This window comes from Endozoicomonas sp. ALE010, assembly GCF_049310165.1.
In the GTDB taxonomy this organism is placed as follows: Bacteria; Pseudomonadota; Gammaproteobacteria; order Pseudomonadales; family Endozoicomonadaceae; genus Endozoicomonas.
The window spans coordinates 39375-53904 of record NZ_JBLYNV010000039.1 but is presented as its reverse complement, the minus strand read 5'-3'; the positions used below and the strand labels follow the sequence as shown (position 1 = coordinate 53904).

Sequence of the window (14530 nt, the reverse complement as noted above, 5' to 3'; positions counted from 1 at the left end):
GGTCGAAGGAACGGTTGCCAACACCACGGCGGTGAACAGCACGGTCGCAACCTCGGGTACACATGCAGACGCCGGCATCGGGGGGGGGATTGTTTGGGTCGAAGGAACGGTTGCCAACACCACGGCGGTGAACAGCACGGTCGAAACCTCAGGTACAGATGCAGACGCCGGCATCGGGGGTGGAGACGTTAGAGGAACGGTTGCCAATACCACGGCGGTGAACAGCAGGGTCGAAACCTCGGGTACAGATGCAGACGCCGGCATCGGGGGTGGAGACGTTAGAGGAACGGTTGCCAACACCACGGCGGTGAACAGCTATGTCAATGGCATTAAAGAGAATTCTGGATCTATCTCCAATGATCAGCTTCTTTGCCAAAAAGCAGACCTGCGTGTGTTAACAGCCAATTGCTCTTCGAGAACTGAATTTCTGGATGCGCTGGATTTTTCGAACAGTAATGCTTGCCCGGAAAATGCCGCCACAGTGTCAACACCCATAAAGATTAATGATGCAAAAACCCTGGGCAAGATTGGTCGACATCCCGACTATCCACTAAACGGTACCTATCAACAGACAGCGAATATTGTTGTCACTAAAGACTATCAATCCATTGGCAATGATACCCACCCATTCACCGGCGAGTACGCTGGCGATTATCACAGGATCGACAACCTGACTAACTGTTTTGTTAAAAAGCTGCACCAAGGCACCGTTAGCAAGCTTCACTTTACCGGTGCCCATATAAACTCCGAGGGGCCCACAGGTCTGGTGGCCTGTAAAGTTAATGGCACAGTCAGGGATATCCTGGCCGAAAATGCACATATTTCAACCTCGGGCAGGAATGCACCCGCCGGCATCGGGGGGGGAGAGGTTTTCGATGACGGCACGGTTGCCAACACCACCGCAGTGAACAGCACGGTCGAAACCTCTGATTGGTATTCAAACGCAGGCATCGGGGCGGGAAGGGTTGGTGTCGGAGGAACGGTTGCCGACACCACCGCAGTGAACAGCAGGGTCGAAACCTCGCAATACAGTGCCGAGGCGGGTATCGGAGCGGGACTGGTTAAAGGGACGGTTACCGACACCCTGGCGGTGAACAGCACGGTCAAGACCTTGAGTTGGGGGTCAGATGCCGGCATCGGGGCAGGGCAGGTTGATATTGGAGGAAAGGTTGCCGGTACCACGGCGGTCGATAGCAGGGTCGAAACCGAGGGTTTTTATGCATACGCCGGCATTGGGGGAGGACAGGTTGAAGGGATGGTTACCAACACCACGGCGGTGAACAGCAGGGTCGAAACCTCAAGCTCGGGTGTCAATGCATGCGCCGGCATCGGGGGCGGGCAGGTTAAAGGAACGGTTGCCAATACCATGGCGGTGAACAGCACGGTTGAAACCTCGGGTGTCCTTTCAGGTGCCGCCATCGGGGGAGGGCTGGTTAAAGCGGGAGGAAGGGTTGCCAACACCACGGCGGAGAACAGCAATGTCACAACCTCGGGTAACGCTGCACACGCCGGCATCGGCGGAGGGGAGGTTGATATTGGCGGCACGGTTGCCAACACCAGGGCGGTAGATAGCCATGTCAGAACCTCGGGTATGAGTGCATGCGCCGGCATCGGCGGGGGGGAGGTTGATATTGGCGGCACGGTTGCCAACTCCACGGCGAGGAACAGCACGGTCGAAACCTCGGGTGAGGGTGCATACGCCGGCATCGGGGGCGGGCTGGTTAAAGCTAAAGCGACGGTTGCCAACACCTCGGCGAGGAACAGCACGGTCGAAACCTCGGGTGAGGGTGCATACGTCGGCATCGGGGGCGGGCTGGTTGAAGCTAAAGCAACGGTTGCCAACACCACGGCGGTAGATAGCCATGTCAGAACCTCGGGTGACAAAGTTTACGCCGGCATTGGGGGTGGGGAAGTTAGAGGAACGGTTGCCAATACCAAAGCGGTGAACAGCACGGTCAAAACCCTGGGTGAATATGCATACGCCGGCATCGGGGGTGGTAACGTTGTCGCTGGAGGAATGGTTGGCAACACCACGGCGGAGAACAGCACGGTCAATACCTCGGGTGAGAATGCATACGCCGGCATCGGAGGGGGGCAGGTTTCCGATCTGGGAACGGTTGTCAACACCACGGCGGTGGATAGCACGGTGGAAACCTCGGGTGAGAGTGCATACGCCGGTATCGGGGGGGGGAATGTTTACTTTGGAGGAAAGGTTGGCAACACCAGGGCGGTGGGCAGCACGGTCAAAACCACAGAAGACCAGGCATACGCCGGCATCGGGGGGGGGTATGTTACAGGAAAGGTTGGCAACACCGCAGCGCAGGGTTGCACGGTCAAAACCTCGGGTGACAATGCATACGCTGGCATCGGAGGGGGCAATGTTGTCGCCAGAGGATCGGTTGCCAACACCATGGCGGAGAACAGCATGGTCAACACCACGGGTAAAAATGCCTACGCCGGCATCGGGGGGGGAGTGGTTTTCAATGGAGGAAAGGTTGCCGACACCGAGGCGGTGGGCTGCACGGTCAATACCACGGAAACGGAAGCATACGCCGCCATCGGGGTGGGATTGGTTGACTATAGAGGAGAGGTTGCCAACACCAAGGCGGTAGATAGCCATGTCAGCACCTCGGGTGAGTACGCACACGCTGGCATCGGGGGTGGGGAGGTTAACAATAGAGGAACGGTTGTCAACACCACGGCGGAGTACTGCACGGTCAAAACCTCGGGTAAAAATGCACGCGCCGACTTCGGGGCTGGGCAGGTTAACTATGGAGGAATAGTTGACAACCCCACGGTAGTGAACAGCACGGTCGACAGTGCCGTCACCGGGGCACACCACCGCGGGCGGAGGAGTGTTGGCGATGGAGGAATGGTTGCCGACACCGGGGTACACCACGGCATCGGGCACAAGAGTGTTGGCGATGAAGGAATGATTGCCGACATGGACGGCAGTAATGCCGCTACAGCGTCAACAGCCGCGGCGATGGGAATTACCACAGGTTCCCTTCTGGCTGCGGGCGGATTGGGGATTGCCGGCTATTCAACCTATCAATGGGTTACTGGTTACCAGGATGGGTTGCGTGGTAAGGAGCTGGCGATGAAACCACTTACCCGTGGTAAAGAACTGGCAAGCGCTGCGGTCAACTCGGTATCCCAGGGTATTAAGGGAATCCGGGAACGAATGAACAGGCAGAGTGTTCCTGTGCAGGAACCAGCCCGTGAAATAAATGAACTCGGTACAGAGTGGGACGGCTTGATAAAGTAGCTGAGATGGACAAACGTTTTAATCAGTGATCACAACTGGAATAATCCTGACTGATACCCGTCACCAAAAAAAACGAGGCTCCTACTACCAAAGGAGCTTTTTTTTAGAAATCAGTGCCATATATGGTCTTGAAATTTGAATGTGTTCAAAAAAATTAAACCAGCGTGGGTATTTTGCGGCGTGTTTCTGGTCACGTTGCTATGGGCAGTGGAGTTTGATAACCGGCCACGAGTCCGACTGGCCATTCCCTACTCATCCGATCATCTTAATTCATCAATCAGTGAGCAGGTCATGCAAAGTGACCGGAACATTGGCCTGAGGTCTGACGAACTTGCATCGAATATCATGGCTGATTACTAGTGTGCGGCTGCAATGCAATTGATGGTTAATGATTCCCAAACTCCGTTCGTCCTGAGCGGAGTCGAAGGGCGTAAACACCATACCTTGAAAAAGACTGTGCCAATCACCCTTCGACTTCGCTCAGGGTGAGCGGAGATTGTACACATCAAACTCATCGCAATGATGTGCTAGAGAGCCAGATAATAAGGTGACATCAACTGCCTGGTTTCTTCCGTGTAGTGAGGAGGCTGGGTATATATAGTGACCGTCTCCTCGTGCGTTTCCAGAGGTTTATCCCGGTTTAACACCAGGATATAGCGGTGGTTCCCATGACGGCTGGAAGAACGCAGCCCAATCTGCTTTATCAGACCCAGTCCTTCCGTGGCAGCCGCTTTCAAAAAATGCTGTGTGGAATCCACGGGCAGTAAAATCCAGGCTTCGCCAGTGGTCGCCAAATGCCGGGAAATCACCCTGGCAAGATCCGTAAAACTCAGGCTGTCGGTATGACGGGCCATGTTGCGTCGCTGGTCGTCCCCCTTGAAGGATTGTTGAAAAAAAGGCGGGTTCGAAATGATACAGTCAAAGCGTTGCTGACTGGTGGCAGAGAATATCTGGATAGCGCTATTGACCAGTTGCAGCTGATCGGCCCAGGGACTGGCGGCAAAGTTAAGGACCGCTTGTTGTGACGCTTCTTCATCCAGCTCCACGGCCGTGATTTTCCCATTGCAGTTCTGAGCAGCCATCAGGCTGAGCAGCCCGGTGCCTGCACCAATATCCAGAATGGACTGGCTATGTCGTAAGCCGGATGACTCAGCAATAAGCGCACCAAAGATGCAGGCATCCGTGGTGACTTTCATGGCGCATTCACCCTGGTCAATTCTGAACTGCTTAAAAGCAAAGTAGCTGTTTCTGGCCATGGCGTTTATTTTCTACTCAAGTGCTGCTGAGCCAGAACGGCAACAATAATCATAATCAAGCCAGCATAGGTGGCCGGATAGATAGACTCACCAAGAATATTGGCGATGAAAATCAGTGATAGAAACGGACTGAGGTAGCTGATATTGCTGACCATGGCAGTATTGTCCGCCAGTTTAAGGGCTTTCAGCCACAGGATATAAGCAAAGCCCATTTCAATCAGACCAACATAGGCCGCTGCTGCCAGACCTTCAGAGGCAATGGGCCAGAAATCGGAGAAGAGGGCGGTGGCACCAATAATCCAGGGCAGTCCACAGAGGAAGCAGATCAGCAGGCCAACCACAGGATCCCCTTCGCGCCGGGTATTCAATAGCCAGTAAAGCGCCCAGATAATGGTGCTTGACAGTGCCAGAATAACACCGATGGGACTGGCGAAATTAAGACTTTCAAACTCCCCACGGGTACAGATAAGCAATACACCCCCGTAGGCCAGCAGGCAGCAGAGCAGGCTGGTAAGCGACAGTTTTTTACCCAGCAAAGGAACGGCAAGCAGGGTCAGTGCCATTGGCCAGCTGTAGTTTAATGCCTGCGCCTGTTGCGCCGGAAGCAGGTCGTAAGCGCCGAACAGGGCAACGTGATAGAGAAAAGGGTTTAACAGCCCCAGGGCCAGGAATAATCCCGATGATTGTTTGAATTGGGAGACAACTAAACCAGCCTTTCCCTGAATCATGACAATGATGGTAAGCAGGGTGGTGGAGGTTGCCACGGACCAGAATACCAGCTGCCATGGGTCGAGATATTTAAGGGCTATTTTAAAGGCGGTGGCAATGGTCGACCACAATAAGGCCGTGGCCAGGGCGTAAAAACAGGCTTTGCTATTGTCTGTCATGGATACTGCTTGGAGACTTTGGGTGAGTAGGTTTGAGTATTGACCAATACTATCTCACAGGCTCCAAAAGAAACAGGTAAGGAATTGTCGCGGAATAAGTTCCGCCGTTGGCTGAGACTTGCTCGCTACCCGCTTCCCAAAAAAGCACAAGTGGCCTGTCTTTTTCGGGCAGCGGGTAGCGCTTATTGAAATGTCGAAGTTATTAAACAACAGTTCCTGAATAGTTAATGAAGGTTACCCTTCAATGGTGATGGTCACGTGACGGTTGTTTCTCCGGCCTTCTCTGGTTTGATCTCCGCTCTCCAGTACACCACCGGCCACGGCTTTGATGCGATTGCCACTGACGCCACGCTCTTCCAGGTATTGTTTGACACTTTCAGCCCTGCGCAGTGCCAGTTTTCGGTTGTGTTCCAGCGGGCCGGTTGAGTCGGTGTAACCAACAGCTGTCAGATGAATGTCAGACTGTTGTTTGGCAACATCAGCGATTTTGTCCAGCGCCTGACGGCCCGGCGGGTCAATGTCTGCTTTATCAAAGCCAAAGTAAACCATTCCCAGTTCTCTCTGTAGTGGGCAGCCATCCGCATCGACGGGAATGCCTTCGGGGGTATCCGGGCACTTATCAATGTCATCGGGAACACCATCCCCATCACTGTCGATCGGGCAGCCATATTGGTTAACCGCCATATCGACAGGGGTATTGGGGCAGCGATCCATATTGTCTGGTACGCCATCACCGTCGGAATCGGGGCAACCGTGAGCATCCACTGTGACACCGTAAGGGGTGTTGGCGCACTTATCCAGGTAGTCAGGAACCCCGTCATTATCGGAGTCTACCGGGCAGCCACTGTGATCGACGGTTACGCCTTTGGGGGTGTCTGCACAGCGGTCTTTGTTATCAGGAACACCATCGTGATCACTGTCACTGCCAGTCAGCGCACAGATAGCGGTACCGACCAGGGCACCACCTATAGCACCATAAGCGGCCGATTTACCTCTGTCGGATGAACTCGTACTGTTGGCTGCAGCGCCAACAAGACCGCCGGTACCCGCCCCGATCAGGGCACATTGGCTCCACCGGTTCAGATGGCCATCACTGGCGCAGCCAGCAAGAAAAAGGGTGATGATGAACAGTGTTAGTGTTTTAAGGGGAGTGATGAAGGGCATGAATCAAACTCCGGGTGTGTCAAGTTAGGGAAGGGTTGACGTCTAATCGGGTAGGGATTTCTCGCGCAGATAAAACAGACAGGTTATTGGATGACTGGCAGCTTCGAGTATAGGCCAAAATATTCACTGCCAGAGTCTCTTTCCATATGAAATGAGCCTGTTGTTTTCCATGATCAGATTATGAAGCCCATTACAGGTGCTTATCTTTATTGGCAGACGACCGATAACCATGACCATGAAAACCAGGATCGTTGTTTATCCTGACTGCGGGTCTTTATCAAGGCGGAAATATTAAGATGACAAATGTCCAGGCCGTTGCCATTCATGACCTTGAGCAGAGTATTGGTGAAACTGAAGTTTTGCGAATTCCGGAGTTGGTTATTGATGCTGGTGAAACGGTGTGCCTTCAAGGCAGGAATGGCTCTGGCAAAACCACCCTGTTAAGAGCCCTGATGGGGCTTGTTCGCTATAACAGTGGTGACCTGATGGTTCTGGGCAATGATATGAGAAAAATTGGCACCTCCTCTCTGGAAAGACTCCGTGCCGACTCTATCGGATTTATTTTCCAGCATTATCGGCTGGTGCCATATCTAAGTGCATTCGATAACATTTTGTTGCCCTGCTATTTCTCGGCGAAAAGGCGGTCTGAAGCAGAAAGGAAATCTGAAACGGCCGCCAAGGATGCCATTCGTCTGATTCGCAAGCTCAGTTTAACAGACCCGTCACGGCTATCAAAAAATGCTGCGCAATACAGCGCCGGTCAACAGCAACGCTTTGCCATTGCCCGTGCGCTGATCGGCAAGCCTGAAATGGTGTTGGCGGATGAACCGGCTTCGGCTATGGATTGCAAGGGGAAGAAAGCCGTTTACCAGCTGTTACAGGATGAGTGTCGTGCAAGTGGAGCCACACTGATCTGTACCACCCATGATGAAAACGGCATTGATGGTTTTGACCGGTATGTGAACATGGATACCTTGAACCAGGCAAGGGAGCGTGAAAACCGATGGTCATTATGAAGATTATGCGCAGAAGCCTTGGTCAGAGAGCCGGACGCACAACCATTTCGATTCTGGCTCTTGCTTTCAGCATTGCGCTTCTTCTGGTGATCAGCCATATTCATGAAGCTGTACGATCCTATGCCCGACAGGTGTCTTCAGGTGCAGACCTGATTGTCGGAGCGCCTTCACAGCCAGCACATCTTGTCCTTTACAGCCTTTTTCGCATTGGCCCTCCTCCTCCGGTAATATCCTGGGATCTCTATGAAACCATTGCTGAACTGAAGGATGTGGAGTGGGCTGCGCCGGTGTCTACCAACGAAAGCCATCTTGGATATACAGTGACTGGCAGTACTGCACGTTATATGGAAACGCTGCAGCTGAAAGCCCTTAATTTTATTGGCAATGGATCAGGCACGGAGTTCAGAAATCATCGTTCGGCATTTATTGGTGCCAGACTGGCGGGAGACTATCAGCCCGGAGAAACCCTGAAGATAGCCAATGGCTTTTCACCCTCATCAAAAGATGAGTATCAAACGCCATTTATTATTCAGGGGGTTTTAATGGAAACCGGAACCTCACTGGACAGTAATATTTTAATTCCTATTGAAGGGCTGCGAAAAATCCGAAAAGCCCATGGCATAAAAACTGATCATCTTAATTTCATTTTGATAAAATTGCGCCATCACCACACCCTCTTTAAGGTGCAGAAAGAACTGAAGTCAACCTTCAATACACCACTTGAAGTAGTGATTCCTGCGTTAGAACTGGAAAAGCTTGGGCACTATCAGCGAATGCTCAATAATGTGTTTATGGCCATGAGTTTTATCATCGGATTGCTCTCTTTGATGATGATGTATTTTAATCTTTCTGCCGGTTTTGCCGAGCGAAAACAGGAAGTCGAACTGCTACGAATGGTAGGGGTAAGCCCGTGGCAGCTGGCAGTCCTGACATTGGCAGAACCGATGCTGCAAATCCTGTTTGCTCTTTGTTCTGGTGTTGTTCTCTATAAAGTATCGACTCTGTTCCTGGGGGGCTGGATTCCTGTTGTGAGCAGCATCGCACTGCCTTTTGAACAACTGCTTTGGTTGTTGTCGCTGTTTTTACTGGGTTTTCTGGTGGCCTGCCTGCCGGCATGGCGAATCTATGGTTTTTCCCGAAGAACTTAGATTGAATGGTTTAAGGCGGCATCCATGGATGGGGCTGCCACCATAAGTAGCTAACCATATGAAATCATATATTTCTGACTCCTTGTGCTGGCACTCTGCTTCGTTACAACTCCGGTCACATAGCTACGGCTATGCTCCCTCCGTTGTGCCTCGCATAGTACCAGCCCAAGTAGCCAGAAATATTCGATTCCATATGGCCAGCTACTTAAACGTTGAGAATCCTGTTATCTGTCACTGCGTATACCTTCATCTTTTATACAACAACCTGCCAATAAATTTCATCACGTTCGCAGAATTCAAACGTCAATCGATCTATATCTATTGATGATGGCTTGCAAGCTACATTCCCTGTTAAAAATCATAGCAATAATGTCTGACAAATTATGAGAAAAATACTCTAAAAAACATTGAAACCAATTAGAGGTAGTCAAAGTCTATGGTAGGTGTCTACTAAAGAAAAAAGAGGTTTTTATTTATGGACAGCTTGTCATCTTTACCAGCCACCACCCAGCCATTGACAACCTCTGCAAATTCGCCGGGTTCAAATGGTGCGGCAATAACCGTTTCTTCCAATATAGCTGGAACGGATACTGTAACAGTGGCCTCAGGGGATACGAAGAATGAAATGCCAGACAAAGCACCAGGAAAAGAAGGAGGGGCTGTAGGTGATTCAATAAGTGATAAAACCGTTAAGGAAACCAAAGCCGACGCTCAAATGAGTGACAAGGGGGCAGGTGATGCAGAAGAAACGGGCTCTGAAGAGAGTGCAGCAGAGGCAGGAGTAACTCCGAAAGAGTCTGATGAAAAGGAACAGCTTAAATCAATGACAGACAAGCTCCAGTCTGCTCAGATAGATGATGGCTCAGAGGCTCCGGAAGCTGCTGCAGAGCAACCCGAACCGGAGAAAAATGATTCTCCGGAAACTGAAGGTGAGACTCAGGGCGCGGATGAAGGTGCGGAACCTGACGAAGTCATCGAAAACACGCAAGAAGAAGGAAAAAAGGAGGAAAATTGATGGTGTCTGGCTCTTGCGATGCGCTGAAAGCGATGGCTTGTTAATCGGCTGTTTAAGCAAGAGACGCTTTAAAACTGAGTTTCAGAAGAGCCTTGTTGTCAAGCAAGGTATCTTCTGCTGAAAATGGTCGTGTAGATTATTGTCAGACTTTTGCTTTGCTCTCTCATTGATCAATTCGCTATTACTGCACAATAGCAGTGCAGTCTATCCTCCAACAGGCTCATAGTATTCCATTGGTGATTACCTGCGTTCCCATTGATAACCTCGCTATCAGTTCACTGTTGTGTTTAACGAGGTATCCGGAGTCATTACACACCTCAATTGGTATGAAACTTGTATACTAAAATAATAGGCATCATGGGTAGACAGCCTGAACTGGAGGTGACAGTATGTCCGACTTGCCAGTGAAAAAAATTTCTCAACGTTCAAGGAGTGAACATGGATAAAGAGCATCGAGAGTCAAGTACGAATTTGGAAGGCTCCGAGAAGAAACTAAGTTTTGTTATCAATGCTACAGAAGATCGTGTCAGCCGCCTGCGCCAGGCATACCTTGATGGGACGTTGATGGTTGACAGCGAGCGTCTCGCCGAAAAAATGCTTGCCTTTGAACAACAGCTTGAAATCGTGTTTCCCGAGAAAGACAGCCCCTGAGTCAATTTACGTCAGTTAGAAATCCTTTATCCTGCCAAGGCTTGATCATCCACTGTGAATGAAGTACGCTTCAAACGCGTTTGTGAAGGTGTATGCCTTGGTATCAGTCCGATAACGCATGCTCCCATGGCACAGCTGGATAGCGCAGCCCCCTCCTAAGGGGCAGGTCGGAGGTTCGAATCCTCCTGGGAGCGCCAGTAAAATCAAGGGCTTGTGGGAATAACAGATAAAGATTTATTTTTACAAGCTCAAATGAGAACAAAAATTGAGAACAAAACAACTGTTTAAATAATAATCGTCGCTTACCGTGACCCCTTCACTTTCGGCGTTTTATTGATGTAGATTTTCTTCCCTTTTTTCGTCTTGTGGCCTGAGTGGTTGTCTTCGTGATCGGAGGCACCTTTGGCTTTCAACTGGTGAAAGGTGAACCGTTCCTCTGCCGTGATTTTTCCGGAAGCAACACAGCGGCTCATGCAGTCCTTAAACCTGGCTGAGAATTGTTTGTTGCTAATCGTTGAACCGTCCGGATCGTGGAACAGGTGCTTTGAATGAACAGAAATACCCGAGCTATCAGCCAACGGCTTCCATGGGTTTACCCGGTGGCATACAAACCAAAACACCGCAGCAAATAGTGACGATGCAGCAACCCCTAAAGTCAGGGTAATTTATTGGCAATATTTATCAAACTGTCTTGATTGATGGTAAGAGTGAAGATTGTTGGTCCATTGCCTAATAAGTGGCGTTTTTCAAAATCTCTGAAGGATCAGACATGTCTGCAACCACATCACTTCAGGTAAATCTCCTCTTCACTGCATTTCAAGGGCGTTGCTCTCAATGCTTGACTCCAGCTCACCATAGCAGGTTCCGGTTTGCTTCTTCCCAAGCTTTCTTTTGGTCGACCCAATCATATCGGTGATTGAGCGAAACCTGCTCTTATTTATAAAATATTCGGGCTATATTCCACAGCGGACCTTGACAGATTAGGCAGCCTCATCTAGACAACTGTAGTATCGGTTTTCTTTTCTCCTTCATTAAGTTGTACGTTTGTTTCTTGTTTGCTCTTCAGGTTCATTATGAATGCGTGTATTCCCCTGACCCTTACCTTACTTTTGTGTTTCACTCTTCCCTCTGCATTTGCCGAAGAATGCTCGGGTATTGCAGCCATGAGTTTTGCAAAAAAGGAACAAACCTTCATGGAGTTGAAAAAGAGCTTTATCGAAACCCTGAAGCCGTCGGAGCATCTGGATCAGATTCGCAAACTGGCCACTAATCCCTCGCAGTTAGATGAAGTGGGTGATCTTACCCTGCGGAGCCTGCCTGGAACCTTTCAAGCACATTATCCAGAAATACCTGAAACCGTTCTGGATGACTTTACCGAGCAAATTGAAGAGCTGGAGAGAGTCGCGGACTGTTTTCACTTTGGTGAGCGGAGCAAAGGCTCTCTGATGAAGCTTCGTTATCGCAAAGTCAAAGAAACCGATAGCCCCTACATTGGCTTCCTGTTACCAAAGGAGCAGGATCAGCCCCGCAAAGTGAAAATAGCCAGTTCTTCATCCTGCCAGGGTAAACACTGCGATTTCACTGTGAAGAACGTCGATGATCTGGACAAAGATATCATCCTGCTGGTTCATCGCCCTGCCCGACTCAGTACTCCAGTTATTCATACAAAATCTATCGTCGACCCCAATACCGATACTACGAAACGCCTGCCTGAGCGTGCCTTTCTCTTGGAGCTGGACCTGAAAAAAGTCGTCAAGCATTTTTTCAGCACGCCTGAAATTTATATGCATCTCACCTACTACAATAGCGACCAGCCGATTCGTGAAGATACGATTGAAATTCCCTGGGCGAAAAAAAAAGGTGTCAATGAGGGCAATACTGAGCTGATTATCTGGTTGGATGCAGACTCTGTACAACTGACTCTGATGGAAAATGACTCAGAAATACCCTTTAGACTTATTGGCAAAATCCTCAGCAGGGTTGTAGAAATTGGATTGCAACTCGCCGGTGCATTCCATCCTGAAATAGGTCATATCCAGAATGCACTTGGTATTCTCAGTAACCGCTCTTCAACCGAAAGTGCCGATTTTTATCATGCCCTGGACAGGATGAATGCAGACGACATTCTGGATACCGTTCGCCTCCAGAGAAATAATTTAAATACTTTTGTACCCATGAAATCAGGGGTCGCCAAAATGGTACTGAAGCCTGTCTACACCTCCAAAACAGGTATGAGTGATGAACTATAACTGACTGGTTATTACGTAATCCCTGCATGTTATTTTTCATCATTGACTTATTGGGACATAACTTCAGCCGCAGTCAGCAAGATAGCTTATCTTATCCACCAATTCCCCTGTCCGGGGCAACAGCTTCCTGAATACCCTGGAACTTCATAACCCATTTAATTGATGAGGTTCCTTGTCTGTCTAAAGCCATGAGGCAATTCTGATCACCGCAGTTTCTTAACAATGGCATCACTGTTTATATCCGATTGAGCTATCTTTAATTGCCTGACAATAAAAATGCCATAAAGGAGTTCATTGATGTCCCTGCCAGTTGTTGAGAATGCTTCTGCGCTGCAATTTCATGCGATCGTGCCGGATAAAAGTGGTGAAGTTGGCAGTGCATTCAAATATCGTAGTGTCCATCCTGTCGAACATTTAGAGATCAAACTGCTTGAACAGAGACCTGAGTGGGAAACCTACGAGGTTTTCAGGAAAGCGAGCAGGAATGATATGGATTCCGACGAGCGCTGGCAGGTTACGCTGCTGAACTCCCTGAATATCAGCAGCTTTGGCAGAGCCATCACCATTGAACCACAACGATATTCCTGGTTTGCCTGGGCGGGGCAGGTATCGGTCAGGGGGGCGGATGGCGAAGGCCAGCCAGTGGGGACGTTAATGTTGCTCAATGACCAGAACGTTAAACTGCTTAATGAAGCTGGCAAGCCCCATCAGCGGAGCCCTTCTTTTCCGTCTGTCCCGGCAATACCGGATGCAGAAAGGCTGGATGAGTCAATCGATCAATTGCTGGAGATGGTCTCCACCACCGCCCGGCAGCATCATATTTATCAATGGGGATTAAAGGGGTTGCCCAGGCTGGCTGACGCCGGGATTGCTTCCTCGGTAACCGGGCAGTGGCCGCTGTTGGAAAGTCTGGCAGAGCCTTACATTGAGCAATGTTTGTCGAAAGGCGCTGTTCTCGGTGATGTTATCCATGGTCTGAGCCAGGTAGTGGATACCCTGGCAAACCTGCACGAACGGGGAGTGGCCCACGGAGATATCCGTCTGGAAGGGCTTCGGGAGTTTTCAGGCTGGCTGGGTCCGGGCCTGCCGGAGCGTTTCAGTAGGGTGGATGTGGTACCGGGGCCAGATACACTGGGCAGCAAACGGTTCATTTTTTACAACAATGCCTGGCAACCGCCAGAACTGCGCTTTCCCGGCGTTTTTGATAATCCTGAACAACCGTTTGCCCCCTGGCAATATACTTCCGCTACCCGGGAGGGCGATATCTGGTCTTTTGGTGTAATGCTGGCGGTTATCGTTTGTGCCACTTTCGGCGAGGGGGAGCGGTTTAAAGCGGATGAAGGTTTGCAGTTATCACTATTTGACTATATGAAAACCAGTGAGTTGTACGATTGTGCAAAATTGGAGCATGCTGTGGACCGGACTACGGGCTTCCTGGCCAATAACAAGAGCCTGTTGGCGCTGAATATGCCGTCCGGTCCGATAAGTATTTCGTTGGCTGAAGACGATCAAAATATGCTGGCACCACTGATTCGTCTGATAGATCAGTGCACCCGGGCAGACCCGCAAAAGCGCCCGACAGCAGAGAATGTCAAAGATCAGCTGAGTCAGCTGGTTTAAGCCATGGGGCTTGAGCAGGACTTGTTGTTTTTCAGAGGTATTTTATTGACGGGAGATTACAGGAACAGCGAACTATCAATATCTGCCGCGAAATAGCAGAGACAGGAGCTCTGCTGGTGGTATCACCACAATGTTTCTTATGCCCCAGACGACTTTTGGTTTTTCTTCCAGCTTGGTTTTTCCGTGACAGTCCTTGACGGGTTGCAGCTCAAAGATAGTTTTCGGGACTAGAATCTGTCTCATTTCCATGCTCCGG

Annotated in this window: 14 protein-coding genes and 1 tRNA gene; 9 read left to right on the top strand and 6 right to left on the bottom strand. The window is 50.2% G+C overall.

Annotation, left to right across the window (positions count from 1 at the left end):
- The coding region (locus tag ACO6UY_RS15890; RefSeq protein WP_422490559.1) for a beta strand repeat-containing protein at positions 1–3268 on the top strand (3268 nt) is incomplete at its 5' end.
- Positions 3269–3409: 141 nt separating this feature from the next.
- A complete protein-coding gene (locus ACO6UY_RS15885) occupies positions 3410–3628 on the top strand; it encodes a hypothetical protein (RefSeq protein ID WP_422445820.1) in 219 nt (72 codons plus the stop codon).
- A gap of 167 nt (positions 3629–3795) precedes the next feature.
- Here ACO6UY_RS15885 and ACO6UY_RS15880 read toward each other — a convergent pair whose 3' ends face one another.
- The 3 genes from ACO6UY_RS15880 to ACO6UY_RS15870 form a co-directional block, all read right to left on the bottom strand.
- Positions 3796–4524, bottom strand: a complete 729-nt coding sequence (locus ACO6UY_RS15880; RefSeq protein WP_422445818.1) for a tRNA1(Val) (adenine(37)-N6)-methyltransferase — start codon at positions 4522–4524, stop codon at positions 3796–3798.
- A gap of 5 nt (positions 4525–4529) precedes the next feature.
- Positions 4530–5411, bottom strand: coding sequence for a DMT family transporter (locus ACO6UY_RS15875; RefSeq protein WP_422459711.1), 882 nt, complete (start codon positions 5409–5411; stop codon positions 4530–4532).
- 234 nt (positions 5412–5645) lie between these two features.
- Complete coding sequence (locus ACO6UY_RS15870; RefSeq protein WP_422445814.1) at positions 5646–6575, bottom strand: OmpA family protein; 930 nt, start codon at positions 6573–6575, stop codon at positions 5646–5648.
- A 296-nt stretch (positions 6576–6871) separates the two neighbouring features.
- Here ACO6UY_RS15870 and ACO6UY_RS15865 point away from each other — a divergent pair, with 296 nt between their 5' ends.
- Both ACO6UY_RS15865 and ACO6UY_RS15860 read left to right on the top strand, forming a co-directional pair.
- Positions 6872–7591, top strand: a complete 720-nt coding sequence (locus tag ACO6UY_RS15865; RefSeq protein ID WP_422445812.1) for an ATP-binding cassette domain-containing protein — start codon at positions 6872–6874, stop codon at positions 7589–7591.
- Positions 7588–8739 carry an ABC transporter permease gene (locus tag ACO6UY_RS15860; RefSeq protein WP_422459705.1) on the top strand — a complete coding sequence of 384 codons (1152 nt, stop codon included), beginning with the start codon at positions 7588–7590 and terminating at the stop codon, positions 8737–8739. Before ACO6UY_RS15865 ends, ACO6UY_RS15860 begins: the two co-directional genes overlap by 4 nt.
- Positions 8740–9189: 450 nt before the next feature.
- Here the strand turns inward: ACO6UY_RS15860 and ACO6UY_RS15855 are convergent, their stop codons facing one another.
- Positions 9190–9375 carry a hypothetical protein gene (locus tag ACO6UY_RS15855; protein ID WP_422490558.1) on the bottom strand — a complete coding sequence of 62 codons (186 nt, stop codon included), beginning with the start codon at positions 9373–9375 and terminating at the stop codon, positions 9190–9192.
- Between ACO6UY_RS15855 and ACO6UY_RS15850 the strand changes: the two genes are divergently transcribed.
- The 3 genes from ACO6UY_RS15850 (at position 9365) to ACO6UY_RS15840 (ending at position 10602) form a co-directional block, all read left to right on the top strand.
- Entirely contained in the window at positions 9365–9754 is a 390-nt protein-coding gene (locus tag ACO6UY_RS15850) for a hypothetical protein (RefSeq protein WP_422490556.1), read from the top strand. The two genes, ACO6UY_RS15855 and ACO6UY_RS15850, sit on opposite strands and share 11 nt — an antisense overlap.
- A gap of 438 nt (positions 9755–10192) precedes the next feature.
- Positions 10193–10405 (top strand): flagellar biosynthesis anti-sigma factor FlgM, encoded by a 213-nt coding sequence (locus ACO6UY_RS15845; protein WP_422445806.1) that lies wholly within the window; start codon positions 10193–10195, stop codon positions 10403–10405.
- A 120-nt stretch (positions 10406–10525) separates the two neighbouring features.
- Positions 10526–10602, top strand: a tRNA-Arg gene (locus ACO6UY_RS15840).
- A gap of 105 nt (positions 10603–10707) precedes the next feature.
- Here the strand turns inward: ACO6UY_RS15840 and ACO6UY_RS15835 are convergent.
- Complete coding sequence (locus ACO6UY_RS15835) at positions 10708–10983, bottom strand: hypothetical protein (protein ID WP_422445804.1); 276 nt, start codon at positions 10981–10983, stop codon at positions 10708–10710.
- Positions 10984–11568: 585 nt separating this feature from the next.
- On the opposite strand from ACO6UY_RS15835, the gene ACO6UY_RS15830 reads away from it, so the two are divergent.
- Together ACO6UY_RS15830 and ACO6UY_RS15825 are read left to right on the top strand one after the other, a co-directional pair.
- Positions 11569–12654, top strand: coding sequence for a hypothetical protein (locus ACO6UY_RS15830; RefSeq protein ID WP_422445802.1), 1086 nt, complete (start codon positions 11569–11571; stop codon positions 12652–12654).
- A gap of 297 nt (positions 12655–12951) precedes the next feature.
- Positions 12952–14274, top strand: a complete 1323-nt coding sequence (locus ACO6UY_RS15825; protein ID WP_422459702.1) for a hypothetical protein — start codon at positions 12952–12954, stop codon at positions 14272–14274.
- Between the two features lie 75 nt (positions 14275–14349).
- Here the strand turns inward: ACO6UY_RS15825 and ACO6UY_RS15820 are convergent, their stop codons facing one another.
- Complete coding sequence (locus ACO6UY_RS15820) at positions 14350–14517, bottom strand: hypothetical protein (RefSeq protein ID WP_422459700.1); 168 nt, start codon at positions 14515–14517, stop codon at positions 14350–14352.
- Positions 14518–14530: the final 13 nt, after the last annotated feature.

Excerpts from the sequence above, each read along its gene's own strand:
- ACO6UY_RS15880 (WP_422445818.1), bottom strand. The coding sequence starts at position 4,524 with ATGGCCAGAAACAGCTACTTTGCTTTTAAGCAGTTCAGAATTGACCAG.
- ACO6UY_RS15865 (WP_422445812.1), top strand. The coding sequence starts at position 6,872 with ATGACAAATGTCCAGGCCGTTGCCATTCATGACCTTGAGCAGAGTATT.
- ACO6UY_RS15825 (WP_422459702.1), top strand. The coding sequence starts at position 12,952 with ATGTCCCTGCCAGTTGTTGAGAATGCTTCTGCGCTGCAATTTCATGCG.
- ACO6UY_RS15820 (WP_422459700.1), bottom strand. The coding sequence starts at position 14,517 with ATGAGACAGATTCTAGTCCCGAAAACTATCTTTGAGCTGCAACCCGTC.
- ACO6UY_RS15845 (WP_422445806.1), top strand. The coding sequence starts at position 10,193 with ATGGATAAAGAGCATCGAGAGTCAAGTACGAATTTGGAAGGCTCCGAG.
- ACO6UY_RS15850 (WP_422490556.1), top strand. The coding sequence starts at position 9,365 with ATGCCAGACAAAGCACCAGGAAAAGAAGGAGGGGCTGTAGGTGATTCA.
- ACO6UY_RS15860 (WP_422459705.1), top strand. The coding sequence starts at position 7,588 with ATGAAGATTATGCGCAGAAGCCTTGGTCAGAGAGCCGGACGCACAACC.
- ACO6UY_RS15830 (WP_422445802.1), top strand. The coding sequence starts at position 11,569 with ATGAGTTTTGCAAAAAAGGAACAAACCTTCATGGAGTTGAAAAAGAGC.
- ACO6UY_RS15870 (WP_422445814.1), bottom strand. The coding sequence starts at position 6,575 with ATGCCCTTCATCACTCCCCTTAAAACACTAACACTGTTCATCATCACC.
- ACO6UY_RS15875 (WP_422459711.1), bottom strand. The coding sequence starts at position 5,411 with ATGACAGACAATAGCAAAGCCTGTTTTTACGCCCTGGCCACGGCCTTA.